Origin of the sequence: Patiriisocius hiemis (assembly GCF_031846325.1) — a bacterium.
Lineage (GTDB): Bacteria > Bacteroidota > Bacteroidia > Flavobacteriales > Flavobacteriaceae > Patiriisocius_A > Patiriisocius_A hiemis.
In genome coordinates, this window is the sequence record NZ_JAVRHZ010000005.1 from 104,675 (window position 1) to 118,777 (window position 14,103).

The 14,103-nt window shown below is 35.2% G+C and carries 13 protein-coding genes; 7 read left to right on the plus strand and 6 right to left on the minus strand.

Translation table 11 applies throughout. The features are described from left to right. Nucleotides 1-29 precede the first annotated feature (29 nt). The 5 genes from porL to RM538_RS09465 form a co-directional block, all read right to left on the minus strand. Nucleotides 30-674, minus strand: coding sequence for a type IX secretion system motor protein PorL/GldL (gene porL / locus RM538_RS09445; RefSeq protein WP_311333180.1), 645 nt, complete (start codon nucleotides 672-674; stop codon nucleotides 30-32). A gap of 56 nt (nucleotides 675-730) precedes the next feature. After that, entirely contained in the window at nucleotides 731-2,110 is a 1,380-nt protein-coding gene (porK, locus tag RM538_RS09450; protein WP_311333181.1) for a T9SS ring complex lipoprotein PorK/GldK, read from the minus strand. Nucleotides 2,111-2,225: 115 nt separating this feature from the next. Beyond that, nucleotides 2,226-3,389 (minus strand): formimidoylglutamase, encoded by a 1,164-nt coding sequence (locus tag RM538_RS09455; protein ID WP_311333182.1) that lies wholly within the window; start codon nucleotides 3,387-3,389, stop codon nucleotides 2,226-2,228. Nucleotides 3,390-3,446: 57 nt separating this feature from the next. Beyond that, the gene (gene topA / locus RM538_RS09460) at nucleotides 3,447-5,942 is read right to left on the minus strand and encodes a type I DNA topoisomerase (RefSeq protein ID WP_311333183.1); all 2,496 of its coding nucleotides are present in this window, start codon (nucleotides 5,940-5,942) and stop codon (nucleotides 3,447-3,449) included. 109 nt (nucleotides 5,943-6,051) lie between these two features. After that, nucleotides 6,052-6,813: a hypothetical protein gene (locus RM538_RS09465; protein ID WP_311333184.1), complete on the minus strand. Its 762-nt coding sequence runs from the start codon at nucleotides 6,811-6,813 to the stop codon at nucleotides 6,052-6,054. Nucleotides 6,814-6,902: 89 nt separating this feature from the next. On the opposite strand from RM538_RS09465, the gene miaB reads away from it, so the two are divergent. The 7 genes from miaB (at nucleotide 6,903) to groL (ending at nucleotide 13,621) form a co-directional block, all read left to right on the plus strand. Further along, the gene (gene miaB / locus RM538_RS09470) at nucleotides 6,903-8,384 is read left to right on the plus strand and encodes a tRNA (N6-isopentenyl adenosine(37)-C2)-methylthiotransferase MiaB (protein ID WP_311333185.1); all 1,482 of its coding nucleotides are present in this window, start codon (nucleotides 6,903-6,905) and stop codon (nucleotides 8,382-8,384) included. Nucleotides 8,385-8,406: 22 nt separating this feature from the next. Next, on the plus strand, nucleotides 8,407-9,678 hold the full coding sequence (locus RM538_RS09475; protein ID WP_311333186.1) for a sigma-54 interaction domain-containing protein: 1,272 nt from the start codon (nucleotides 8,407-8,409) through the stop codon (nucleotides 9,676-9,678). A 27-nt stretch (nucleotides 9,679-9,705) separates the two neighbouring features. Then, the gene (locus RM538_RS09480; RefSeq protein WP_311333187.1) at nucleotides 9,706-10,212 is read left to right on the plus strand and encodes an LptE family protein; all 507 of its coding nucleotides are present in this window, start codon (nucleotides 9,706-9,708) and stop codon (nucleotides 10,210-10,212) included. A gap of 5 nt (nucleotides 10,213-10,217) precedes the next feature. Further along, on the plus strand, nucleotides 10,218-11,108 hold the full coding sequence (locus RM538_RS09485; RefSeq protein ID WP_311333188.1) for a DUF8458 domain-containing protein: 891 nt from the start codon (nucleotides 10,218-10,220) through the stop codon (nucleotides 11,106-11,108). Nucleotide 11,109: 1 nt separating this feature from the next. Beyond that, nucleotides 11,110-11,436 carry a preprotein translocase subunit SecG gene (gene secG / locus RM538_RS09490; RefSeq protein WP_311333189.1) on the plus strand — a complete coding sequence of 109 codons (327 nt, stop codon included), beginning with the start codon at nucleotides 11,110-11,112 and terminating at the stop codon, nucleotides 11,434-11,436. A gap of 150 nt (nucleotides 11,437-11,586) precedes the next feature. Continuing rightward, nucleotides 11,587-11,862: a co-chaperone GroES gene (locus RM538_RS09495; protein WP_311333190.1), complete on the plus strand. Its 276-nt coding sequence runs from the start codon at nucleotides 11,587-11,589 to the stop codon at nucleotides 11,860-11,862. 127 nt (nucleotides 11,863-11,989) lie between these two features. Next, nucleotides 11,990-13,621, plus strand: a complete 1,632-nt coding sequence (groL, locus tag RM538_RS09500; protein ID WP_311333191.1) for a chaperonin GroEL — start codon at nucleotides 11,990-11,992, stop codon at nucleotides 13,619-13,621. A gap of 103 nt (nucleotides 13,622-13,724) precedes the next feature. Here the strand turns inward: groL and RM538_RS09505 are convergent, their stop codons facing one another. Then, entirely contained in the window at nucleotides 13,725-14,084 is a 360-nt protein-coding gene (locus RM538_RS09505; RefSeq protein WP_311333192.1) for a heavy-metal-associated domain-containing protein, read from the minus strand. Nucleotides 14,085-14,103: the final 19 nt, after the last annotated feature.

The window sequence follows — 14,103 nt, forward strand, 5'->3', positions numbered from 1 at the left end:
TTAAATTAATAATTAGGTTAAGACTACGGTTATTTACCGCCCATTGCAGACAACATTCCACCATACACTCCATTTAATGAAGATAGGTTAGTTGCTAAGTGTTCCATTTGCGCTTTTAATTGCTCAGCGTTTTCTGCTACACGCTCGTTCACTTCAGTTTGACGGCTTGTAGATTCTACTTGAACTTTATATAAGCTATTTAATGATTCCATTTGTGCAGCAGCTAGTGCCATTTCTTCACTATACTTTTTAGTAGAGTTCATAGCATCTGCTGTTGGAGCCATTCCTTTTGCAGCACCTTCAAAAGAACGGATACTGTCGCTAAGACTATTCATTAATTCTGAGTCAATACGTGCATCTTTTAACATTTCATCTAACTTTTTAGATAAAAGTCCTTCAGCATCTTTAGGTTGCTCAGCTTTCTTTCCTTTTGTTTGTCCTCCAGCTAATTCTGGATACACTAATGACCAATCAAGATCATCGTCTACTGGTTCAAAAGCAGAAATAGCAAAGATAATTGCTTCGGTAATTAGACCTACTGCTAATAATATACCACCATTAAGTGGTCCTATTTCCCAGTGTAAGATTTTAAATAATGCTCCTAATATTACAATAGAAGCTCCAAGCCCGTAGGCCATATTAAACAGTTTTTTGGATGATTTTGACTGTGCCATAATACAATAATTTGAGTTAAGTTAAATTTAGGTTATTTTAAATATTTTAAAAGGGATTAGCGTGCGTCACCAAACTTTTCGTTTAGTACCACGTCTGTTCCCATATAGTCTTGTACTGTTCTAAAACCAATATAGCTTCGAGCAGAATCTGCGTACTCATAGTCACGAGTACTTACTTGTAAGAAATATGCAACGTCTTTCCAAGAACCACCACGTACTACTTTACGCATGTTTTCTTTGTCATTAACGTTAGGGTTCATTGTTGAAGAGTATTCATAAGAACCTGGGTCGTAAGAAGAGGCTACCCACTCGCTTACATTACCAGACATATTATATAAATTGAAATCGTTAGGCTCATACGCATCTGCTTCTACTGTATATAAAGCCTGATCTGCTGCATAATCTCCACGTAAAGGCTTAAAGTTTGCTAAGAAACATCCTCTATCGTTTTTTGCATATGGTCCACCCCAAGGATAGGTTGCAGACTCAAGACCTCCACGAGCGGCATATTCCCACTCTGCTTCACCTGGTAATCTAAACTGATTAACATGCTGTCTTCTTCTAGACTTTTGGTATGCGTTTTTATATAAGGTTCTCCATGCACAAAAAGCTTTTGCTTGTTTCCAAGTTACACCTACTACTGGATAGTCTCCGTAAGCCTCGTGCCAAAAATAGTCGTTATGCATTGGCTCATTGTAGGAGTAATTAAAGTCTTTAATCCATACCGTTGTATCTGGATAAATGTTTACTTCTTCTTTTATGATGAAATCTTTTCTTCTTTTTCCTTGTGCTTTTGCTCTAGCCGCTGCTTGAATATCCATATAAGTGTACTGGAAGTTCAATTTGCTTACATCAATTGTACGTTGCCCGTTGTATGCTTCTTCAGCAGGGATATACATTGTATCCATTACTTCTGAGTAGTATTCATCTGGGAATTCTGAAGTATCCCAAATTAAATCAATATCACTATTAATTTTTCTACCAGCATAGAAGTCTTCTCCCATACCATAGTAATTATCGTAGTTATATTGTTCCCAAGCTGTCATTTCTTCATTCTCTTGGTCTACAAATGCAAATTCACCAATACCTTCGTCACCAGGAGTGGCTCCTACTTCGTCAGCAAGGATAGCAAGCTTTAAACGAACCGTAGAGTCACGTACCCACTCTACAAATTGACGATATTCTGCATTGGTAATTTCAGTCTCATCCATGTAGAACGAACGTACTGTTACAGTCTTGGTAGGGGCGTCATTAACGGCAACAAAGTCGTCATCAGACTTACCCATAATAAAAGAACCTCCAGGAACTAGTGTCATTCCATAAGGTTTCTCAGGGTACCATTTTTTTCCTTTTGCTCCAACAAGTTCTCCTCTGTCTCCAGAGTTACAACTGAACAAAAAGGCAACAATCGCAGCTAATGCAATAAGCTTCTTCATAGGTAATTAGGTTAAATTTCCGAGATTCAAGGGCGTAAACCTATTTATAAATTTTTAAAAAAGCAACTATTTTCTTTAAAAATACCTTGTATCTCTTAGTGTTTAGTTTGTTTGATTATACTTCATTCTTGCGGCGGGCTTTATACCACCTTTCAGGAATTTCCTGATTTGTTGCACCCAAATAATCGCCATAAGTGCAAGGTAATAACGTATTACTTTTTAATTTATTATTAACATTTGAAATAAATGGCAATTCTATCCACCATCTACCTGTTTTATTACTTTTTTTAAATACCAGCACCTCTTCATCTACAGGTACACTATAAGTAGTAAATTGTGTTTCGTCGTCAAAGGTATCATCTTCTACTCTAAAATTTACACCTTCTACAAAATACCATACTATTTGAGCAACTAGCATAGTGGCGCTACTTTCGTCTGCATAATCATTCAATTCATAAATTCCAAAAGAGCTTACTCTATTACTTATGCCTGCATAACGAGCTATCGCACATATCTCTCTACCATCAAATCCATTTGGGCTTTCGTTATTCTTATAACTTATTTCCGAGCTTTTTATTGCAGTTATGTCTAAAGCAACAAGATCTGCGTCTCTTAGAATAGGTTCAGTAACAGTAATATCACCAATAACCTCTCCTAGTCTGTAGGCATCAAAATACAATTTATCCATCAAGGATATCTCTTGTGGCGCATTAAAAAAAGATTGATACCCAAGGGTACTATAGTTAAAAAGGTTATATGGCTTGTCTACAATTATTTTGCCTACATATGATTTGCTAGTTATAGGCTGGTCTGCATCACCAAGATCAAAACGGGTATCTATATTAACAAGGTTAATCATTTTTTTTAACTTATCATACGCTCTATAATGTGTGTATAATAAATCTTGACTATCACCAAACACTATTGGAATAATACCTTTTTTTATAATGGCAGCGATTACTGTTTTAGCAGCAAAGTAAGTATCCTCTACTGTATCGCCTTTTTCTATGTCTCCTAAATCAACTATTTCACCTGACCAGTTTCCAGGGTATAAACTGTAAAATGATTTTCGGATGCCATCAAAGCAAGGCTCCATACCTATAAAATTTACAGCACGCCTATTTTCTTTAATACCAAAAAGGGCAAATTTTACATTGTTTAATTCTGGTAATTCTCCTTCTACTTTATGAATTTTAACTTGTTTTCCTATTACACCAGCAGGCAACACTTCTCGATGCGCAATAACACTTTTTGAAACTGGGGAAAGAAATTCTATCAAAATTGTAATTTAGGGATTAGGGGGTTAGTATATAAAAAAACTCTTTTACTACTGCTTTTACTTCTTCTTTGCAGTAGTTTTTTTCTTTCTAGTTTTCTTTTTAGGTGCTTTTTTCTCTAACAATTCTTTTGCTTGTTCAAGTGTAATTTTGTCTGCCTTTGTAGTTTTAGGCAATTCTACTTTTGTTTTTCCTTTTATTAAGTTGAAACGACCCCAACGTGCTTTTTCTAATCTAATTCCTTCTTCTGGCCACTCATTTATTAGTTTATCAATTTCCTTTTGCTTTTTGTCTTCTATTAACTCAATAATATCTTCTTCTGAAAGATTATCAAAGTCATACTTTTTATTCACGTTAATAAACATGTTGTTCCACTTGATGAAGGGACCAAATCTACCCTTTCCCTTTTGAACAGGTAAATCTTCATACACGTAAATAGGTGCATCTGCCTTTTTCTTTTCTTCAATCATTTCTTTTGCCATTGGCATATCTACATCTAATGGGTCCATCCCTTTAGGTAATGAAATGAACTTCTTACCAAAACGAACATAAGGTCCATACCTTCCATTATTTACTTCTACTTCTTCTCCATCATAAATCCCTAATGTTTTAGGAAGTTTAAACAAGTCCATTACCTCCTCAAACGTAACTAAATGCAATTGTTGGTCTGGACGAAGGCTAGCAAATCTCTTTTCTTCATCATCTGGGGCACCAATCTGAGCCATAGGACCAAATTTTCCAAGTCTAACCAAAACAGTTTTTCCGGTTTCTGGATCTTCTCCTAATATACGCTCTCCACTTTCCCTTTCAGCATTTTCTTGTACATCTTCTACATGCGGATGAAACTTCTTGTAGAAATCTCTCATCATCTGCGTCCACTCTTCTTTGCCTTCTGCTATATCATCAAAATCTTCTTCAACTTTAGCAGTAAAATTGTAATCTAGGATATTTCCAAAATGCTCAACCAAAAAGTCATTTACAATCATCCCTATATCTGTTGGAACTAACTTCCCTTTATCACTTCCTACAGTTTCTGTTAGGTTTTTATCTTTTACCTGCGCTTCTTCAAGCACCATTTGTAGGTACTTACGCTCTACACCTTCAATGGTTCCTTTTTCTACATAATTTCTATTAATTATTGTTGAAATTGTAGGTGCATAAGTTGATGGTCTTCCTATTCCAAGTTCTTCAAGCTGTTTTACTAAGGATGCTTCAGTAAACCTATATGGTGGTCTAGTAAATCGTTGTGTAGCGGTGATATATTCTTTATTTAAGTCTTCACCTTTTGTAAGCTGCGGAAGCATTCCGTCTTGTTCTTCATCTTCAGTATCTGTACCTTCTAGATAAACTTTTAAGAATCCTTCAAACTTTATCATTTCGCCATTTGCAGAAAACACTTCGCTAACTGGGTTATTACCATTTACTGCAATTTTAACATTAGTTCGTTCTAATTGTGCATCACTCATTTGAGATGCAATGGTACGTTTCCAAATTAAATCATACAATCTAGCTTGGTCACTATCTATGTTCACACTATGGCGAGACATATCGGTAGGTCGTATTGCTTCGTGTGCTTCTTGAGCTCCTTTAGATTTCCCCTTGTAATTTCTTAGATTACTATAAGATTCTCCATAGGATTTTTCAATTTCCTGCTTTGCTGCTTTTTTAGCATCTTCAGATAGATTAACACTATCTGTTCTCATGTATGTAATTAAACCGGCTTCATATAAACGTTGCGCAATGGTCATTGTTTTTCCTACTGAAAAGTACAGTTTACGCGATGCTTCCTGTTGCAAAGTAGAGGTTGTAAAAGGAGCTGCAGGCGACTTTTTTGCAGGCTTTTTGGTTAAATCTGAAATTTTATAGGTAGCCCCAATGTTATTTTCAAGAAATGTTCTTGCTTCTTTTTCAGTACTAAAATTTTTAGGGAGCTTGGCTTTAAACTTGCTTCCGTCTTTCGTTATAAACTCTGCATCTATTCTATAAGAAGCTTCAGCAGTAAAATTTTCTATTGCGCGTTCACGTTCTACAATTAAGCGAACGGCTACACTTTGCACACGCCCAGCCGAAAGTCCACCTTTTACTTTTCTCCATAAAACTGGAGACAATTCATACCCAACTAACCTGTCAAGTACACGACGAGCTTGTTGTGCATTTACGAGGTTGTAGTCTATTTTTCTTGGGTTTTCAATAGCCTTAAGAATAGCATTCTTAGTAATCTCATGAAATACAATTCGTTTTGTATTTTCATCTTTAAGGTCTAGTTCTTCGGCAAGGTGCCAAGCAATAGCTTCTCCTTCTCTATCTTCATCACTTGCTAACCAAACCGTTTCTGCAGCTTTAGATAATTTTTTTAAATCCTTTACAATGCTTTTCTTATCCGGAGACACAATGTATTTAGGTGTAAAGTCACCATCCACGTCCACTCCTAGTTCCTTAGAAGGAAGGTCTGCAATATGTCCAAAACTAGAAGTTACTTTAAAGTCTTTACCTAAAAACTTCTCTATGGTTTTTGCTTTCGCAGGGGACTCAACAATCACTAAATTCTTTGCCATGTAGATTTTATTTTGGGGTACAAAAGTATATGATTTTTTTTATACGAAAATCTAAGGCAGTCTTTTTAAGCTTGAATTAACAGTTATTGGGTACTTTAAAGAGCATAATTTAATTGACGGTTTCAGGAGTTTCGTCAAAACCTATAACCTCTTTATATCCTACATAAGTTGCCACATATGTAAAAGGCATAGTAGCCATAATACCTATATAACACGCAATCATTCCCACCGAAGCTACAAGAGAAACAACGATACCTATACCAACAAAATGTAACCAGTATTTATTTCCTATTTTAAATGCTGCTTTTATAATTTCTGAAACCGATAGTTTCTCATTAAAAATAAAGATTGGAAACAGCCAATGTAGAGGAACTATTACATAAAATATTGGCAAATAACATAATAGCGTTGCTCCAAGTGCAATACCCATAGAAGCTAAAGTAAGTACTAGCATTTTTTTCCAATGTTCTTTAAGTATTGTAAAATACCCTCCTTCATCTTCATTAGTACCTAGATCTTCCTTTTTTAAAAACTTCAGAAATCTACCTAATACTGACATATTTAATAGCTGTATAGCAAAGGACAAAACAAAAACTAAAATAAACCAAACTATCATATAAAAGAATCCAAACTCTTCTACAAATGAAGGAGTATAGTAGGGGTCTCCAGCATTTTGAAGCGCTTCAACATAAATTGGAATTATTGGTATGTAAACTAATAAAATTAGTGGCAATGCAACCGCTACTGAAATAAGGCCATGTATTAATCCTTCTTTAAAATACTTTTTGAATAAATCGAAACTTTGAGATAAGATATCACTAAAATCTGGTGTTTTAGCGTTTTCTATTTTCTGAAAAATATCATTTTGCATAACTCTTAGTAAGGTTAGTTAATAAGTGGTAAATATAACAAAAAAGATACTGTCACTTTGTCACAAAGGCAATTAAATTGTACCTTTGTATGCTTAATTTTATTGAAGGCATATTAATTGACGTAGCAAGGCTACAACACATGGAAGAAAAAGTAATAGACGAAACAAAACAAGGAGAAACCTTAGTTCTTGATGCTAAGGAAGGTAACACAAAAAAGCTTTTTATTGAAAGTTATGGGTGTGCTATGAATTTTAGCGATAGCGAAATCGTAGCTTCTATTTTAACAAAAGAAGGCTTTAATACCACCAATACTCTTGAAGATGCAGATTTAGTATTGGTAAATACCTGTTCTATACGTGATAAGGCAGAACAAACCGTAAGAAAACGTCTAGAAAAATATAATGCAGTAAAAAGAATCAATCCAAAAATGAAGGTTGGTGTCTTAGGCTGTATGGCAGAGCGTTTAAAAAGCAAACTACTTGAAGAAGAGAAAATTGTAGATATGGTTGTAGGCCCTGACGCCTACAAGGATTTACCAAACCTTCTTAAAGAAGTTGATGAAGGTCGTGATGCTGTAAATGTAGTCTTATCAAAAGATGAAACTTATGGAGATATTGCACCCGTAAGATTAGGAGGAAATGGAATTACCGCTTTTGTAAGTATTACTAGAGGTTGTGACAATATGTGTACGTTTTGTGTTGTGCCTTTTACAAGAGGCCGAGAACGTAGTAGAGACCCAAAGAGTATTATTGAAGAGGTAAACACACTTGCAAATCAAGGGTACAAAGAGATTACTTTATTGGGGCAAAATGTAGATAGTTATTTATGGTATGGTGGCGGACTCAAAAAAGACTTTAAAAAAGCTTCTGCTATGCAACAAGCAACAGCTACAGACTTTGCACAGCTACTAGAAATGACAGCCAAAGCACAACCTAATATGCGCATTCGTTTCTCCACTAGTAACCCACAAGATATTAGTGAAGATGTGATACATACCATGGCAAAGTATCAAAATATTTGTAATCATATTCATCTTCCAGTACAAAGTGGAAGCGACCGTATGTTGAAAGAAATGAATCGCCAGCACACCCGTGAAGAGTATGTAGCTTTAGTAAAAAAAATCTGGGAAATTATACCAGACTGTGCTATCTCACAGGACATGATTACTGGTTTCCCAACAGAAACAGAACAAGACCATAAAGACACGCTAGATTTAATGGAACGCATTAAGTATAATTTTGGTTATATGTATAAGTACTCAGAACGCCCTGGAACAATGGCATCCAGAAAAATGGAAGATGATGTGCCTGAAGAAACCAAAAAAAGAAGATTGACTGAAATAGTTGATTTACAACAAAAACATAGCGCGTATAGAACAAAAGCGTTTTTAGGTAAAGAAGTAGAAGTGTTGATAGAACGTGAGTCTAAAAAAAACAAAGAGGAATGGAGCGGAAGAACACAACATAATATTGTTGCTGTTTTTCCGAAGATGCATTACAAGCCTGGTGACTTTGTAAAAGTTAAAATAACTAATTGTACTACTGCTACTCTAATTGGAGAGGCAATTTAAAATCCTTTTAAAGGGAATTAACATGGAAAGCGTACAAGCAACAAAACAACGATTTGGAATTATAGGGAACGACCCTAAACTTAATCGTGCTGTAGAAAAAGCAATACAAGTTGCTCCTACAGACATTTCGGTATTGGTTACTGGTGAGAGTGGTGTGGGTAAGGAAAGTATCCCTAAAATTATTCACTCTCTTTCGCATAGAAAACACGGAAAATACATTGCGGTAAACTGTGGAGCTATCCCAGAGGGAACCATAGATAGTGAACTCTTTGGACATGAAAAAGGAGCCTTTACAGGAGCTACCTCCACTCGTAGTGGCTATTTTGAAGTTGCAGATGGCGGTACTATTTTTTTAGACGAAGTGGGAGAACTACCCCTCCCTACTCAAGTGCGTTTATTACGTGTTCTTGAAAACGGGGAGTTTTTAAAAGTTGGGTCTTCAAAAATTCAAAAAACAGATGTAAGAATTGTAGCAGCTACCAATGTAAAAATGGTAGAGGCAATCGAGAAAGAAAAATTTAGAGAAGATTTATACTATCGTTTAAGTACCGTAGAAATTAACCTTCCTCCTTTACGAGAACGAAGCGAAGATATACACTTACTTTTCAGGAAATTTGCATCAGATTTTGCTCAAAAATATAAGATGCCAACCATTCGGTTAGATGACAATGCAGTAAATTTATTATTGCAGTACAGATGGGGCGGAAACATTAGACAGCTTAGAAATGTAGCCGAGCAAATTTCAGTTTTAGAACAAGATAGAGCCATTAGTTATCAGACCTTACGTCATTATTTACCTGATGTTGGTAGCACCCTGCCTGCAGTAATTAATAACAAAAAAAGCGAAGGCGATTTTAGTAGCGAGCGCGAAATATTATACAAGGTATTGTTTGATATGCAACGTGATGTTAACGACCTTAAAAAATTAACTATGGAGTTAATGAAGTCTGGTAACGCATCTAAAGTAAAAGAAGAAAACTCAACATTAATAGACAAAATATATTCTGAAGACCACGATCACGAAGAACAACTAGCATCTATAGTAGAAGACGAGAACAATACTTCTACTCCAGTTGAAGTCTTAAGTATTCCAGACAATCCATCAGAAAAAGAAGACAAATACGATTTTGCTGAAGAAATTGAAGAAGAAGAAAATTTATCGTTACAGCAAAAAGAGCTAGAACTCATTAAAAAATCTTTAGAAAAATACGGTGGCAAACGTAAAGATGCTGCTGAAGAGCTAGGCATTTCAGAAAGAACATTATACAGAAAGATTAAACAATACAATTTATAATTGAAAGTTTTATCTTTCAAAGTTTATATGAAAAAACTCAAAAATATATTTTTATTAGTCTTCGTTTCAGCAATTATAGCTGGATGTGGTGTGTACTCATTTACCGGAGCTGATGTTGGTAATGCAACAACATACCAAGTCAATTTTTTTAAAAATAACGCTCCTATTGTAGAGCCTGGAATTGATAGAGACTTTACACAAGAGCTACAAGATTTAATATTAAACCAAACAAGCCTAGACCTTGTAAACAATAATGGTGATTTGGTTTATGAAGGAGAGATTGTAGAATATTACATTGCTCCTATTACTGCAACCTCACAAAGTACCGCAGCACAAAATAGACTTACAATAGGTATAAATGTTCGTTTTTTTAATACGTTAGAGCCTGAGAAAGATTTTGAACAACGCTTCTCTTTCTATTTTGATTATACAGGAGGGACTCAATTAACAGGTTCGCAACTAGATGATGCCATTGCAGTAATTTATGAGCGTATTACACAAGATATATTCAACAAATCGCTCGCTAACTGGTAATTTTTTTGACAACACAACAATATACATATCTTTTAGGCAATCCAAACTCTATCTCACAACCAGAGCTAGAGGAACTTACTGCTGTGCTAGCTCGTTATCCTTATTTTCAAAGCGCTCATGCATTATATCTAAAAGGCTTAAAAGAATCTGAGAGTTACTTGTATAATGATGCCTTAAAGCTTACTGCAGCACACACTACAGATAGAAATATTCTTTTTGAATACATTACTTCAAAAACCTTTTCACAACATAAAATTTCGCAGTTAATTTTACAGCACGACCCTTCAGTTTTAGCTATTGAAGTCTCGCATGAAGATATTTCGGCTCAAACAAGTTTGGCTATAGATGAACAATTAAAGGCAGAACGAGAAAAAGCAGATGCAATACTAAATCCAGACTTATTCCTTCGGAAAAAAGAATCTATCAAAGAGTTGGCTATTTCTGATAAAAAAGAACAAAAAAGCAAAACTCCAGAAGAAGAGTTAGAGCTTGATAAACCCCTTAAGTTTACAAAAAAAGACACCTATTCTTTTGGAGAATGGTTAAAACTAAGTAAGGCAGTACCAATTGAAAGACAAGAAGAAACCAACGACACTCCTCAAGAAGATGCCTCTAAAACAAGGGAAGAAAAGTTTAAATTGATTGAAAAGTTTATACAAGACACCCCAAAACTAGAACCAACAGATACTGGGAAGAAAAACAAAAACCTAGCAAAACCTTTTACACAAGCTCCGGAGTCCTTGATGACAGAGACTTTAGCAAAGGTTTACATGCAGCAAAAAAATTATAAAAAAGCAATACAAGCATATAAAATTTTAATTTTGAAAAATCCCGAAAAAAGTGGTTTCTTTGCAGACCAAATTCGGGCAATTAAAAAATTGACAAACAAAGAATAACATGAGTGCATTTTCAATATTTATAGGATTAATTATAATAGTAGCATTTTTACTTGTTGTAGTTATTATGGTACAAAACCCAAAAGGTGGAGGATTATCGTCTTCTTTTGGAGGCGGTGGAACACAGCAACTAGGAGGAGTAAAGAAAACTTCAGACTTCTTAGATAAAAGTACTTGGACGTTATCTATCCTACTTATCGCATTAATACTATTATCAAACATTCCAATTATGGGGGGTACAGGAACAGGTGAAGATTTCTTTGAAGGTACAGACGTACCTCAACAAGAGGTACCAGTAAACCCAACTGGAACGGATACACCAGAATAATTTTTAATAAAACTTACTTTAAATGCCAGCTTATGACAAGCTGGCATTTTTTGTTTAACAAAGTGTCATAAAAATTGTATTGGCATTATTTATGCCTTATTGGGAACAAACATTTAAACTAAAGTTTAACAACTAAAAAACATATTGAAAATGGCATTAAAAATTCAACCACTTTCAGATAGAGTTTTAGTAGAACCTCAAGCTGCTGAAACTAAAACTGCATCTGGGATATATATTCCAGACTCTGCAAAAGAGAAACCACAACAGGGCAAAGTAGTTGCCGTAGGAAAAGGAAAAAAAGATCACGACATGACTGTAAAAGTTGGTGATACTGTTCTTTACGGAAAATACTCTGGTAGCGAGTTAAAACTAGAAGGTAACGATTACCTCATTATGCGTGAGGACGACATACTTGCAATTATTTAAGTACTACGTACTTTAAAATTACTCGAAAATCTCAAAAAACAAATAACAAACTCCAATAACAATCTAAGTCCCTTTCTCGGAATTTAGATTTTGAAATTTGGAACTTAATTTTCAAAGAAAACTTATTATGGCAAAAGATATAAAATTTGATGTAGAAGCACGTGACGCAATCAAGCGTGGTGTAGATGCATTAGCAAATGCAGTAAAAGTAACGTTAGGCCCAAAGGGTAGAAATGTTATTATTAGTAAAAGTTTTGGAGCACCTCAAGTAACAAAAGACGGTGTTTCTGTAGCAAAAGAAATCGAACTTGAAGATGCACTTGAGAACATGGGTGCTCAAATGGTTAAAGAAGTAGCAAGTAAAACAAATGACCTTGCTGGTGATGGTACTACAACAGCTACTGTTCTTGCACAAGCAATTGTAAAAGAAGGTTTAAAAAATGTAGCAGCAGGAGCAAATCCAATGGATTTAAAAAGAGGGATAGATACTGCGGTTGATGCAATTGTAAAAGACCTTGAAAAGCAATCTGCGAAAGTAGGTAACTCTTCAGAAAAAATTGAGCAGGTAGCTTCTATCTCTGCTAATAACGATGAAACTATTGGAAAACTAATTGCAAAAGCTTTTGGAAAAGTTGGTAAAGAAGGAGTGATTACTGTTGAGGAAGCAAAAGGAACTGACACATATGTTGATGTTGTAGAAGGAATGCAGTTTGACAGAGGGTATCTATCGCCATATTTTGTAACTGATAGCGAAAAAATGCAAACAGAAATGGAGAGCCCAATGATCTTGTTATGTGACAAGAAAATCTCTTCAATGAAAGATCTAATGCCGGTTTTAGAACCAGTAGCACAACAAGGGAAATCATTACTTATTATTGCTGAAGATGTTGACGGAGAAGCATTAGCTACTTTGGTTGTAAATAAACTACGTGGATCACTAAAAATTGCAGCGGTTAAAGCTCCTGGGTTTGGTGATAGACGTAAAGCAATGTTAGAGGACATAGCAATCTTAACTGGAGGTACTGTAATTTCTGAAGAAAGAGGCTTTACGCTAGAGAATGCTACTTTAGAGATGCTTGGTACTGCAGAAAATGTTACCATAGATAAGGACAACACAACAATTGTAAATGGTGCTGGAAAAAGTAGTGATATAAAAGCGAGAGTAAATCAAATTAAATCTCAAATTGAAACTACTACAAGTGACTACGATAAAGAAAAGTTACAAGAACGTCTAGCTAAGTTAGCAGGTGGTGTAGCTGTATTATATGTAGGTGCTGCTTCTGAAGTTGAAATGAAAGAAAAGAAAGATCGTGTAGATGATGCATTGCATGCTACTCGTGCTGCTGTAGAAGAAGGTATTGTTGCCGGTGGTGGTGTTGCCTTTGTAAGAGCACAAAAAGTACTATCAAAATTGGCTACAGATACAATGGATGAGGCAACTGGAATTCAGATTGTTTCTAAAGCTATAGAAGCTCCACTACGCACTATCGTTGAAAATGCAGGAGGTGAAGGTAGTGTAGTAATTAACAAAGTACTAGAAGGTAAAAAGAATGAAGGGTTTGATGCCAAAACGGAAACCTATGTAGATATGTTAAAAGCTGGTATTATCGATCCAAAGAAGGTAACACGTATTGCACTTGAAAATGCTGCTTCTGTTGCCGGAATGATTTTAACTACGGAGTGTGCCTTAGTAGATATTAAAGAAGATACACCTCCAATGCCTCCAATGGGTGGTGGCGGAATGCCAGGTATGATGTAGGTCGCAGCGCGACAGGCAATAAATTCACTATAAAGTGAAAAAAGACTCCCGTTAATAACGGGAGTCTTTTATTTATTAGTAAGATTGAAAATCTGCAAATTAACTAGTTTTCTTTTTTATGCTCTCCTATCACATCTGGGTCTCGATATAAACAGCAAGGATGCACACTATTGTATGCTTCATCAGTTGCTTTTACTTCTTTTGTGTCGTGTCCTACAGCGGCAATATTTTTGTTAATGATTTCAAGATTTGTTTTTCTTTCATCATAAATAATACTCAATTGCTTTGAGACAATATCCCAATCGGCAAACTTCACACCTTTAGTTTTAATAGTTGCTGTTTCAATTCTTTTTTTACACATTCCGCAAATTCCATCTACCTCTAGTGTAGCTTTGGCATTTTTATCTTGAGCAAACGTTACTGTTGTTGCTAGTAAAGTGAATATTACAATTAGTTTTTTCATAATGATTATTGTTTTATGT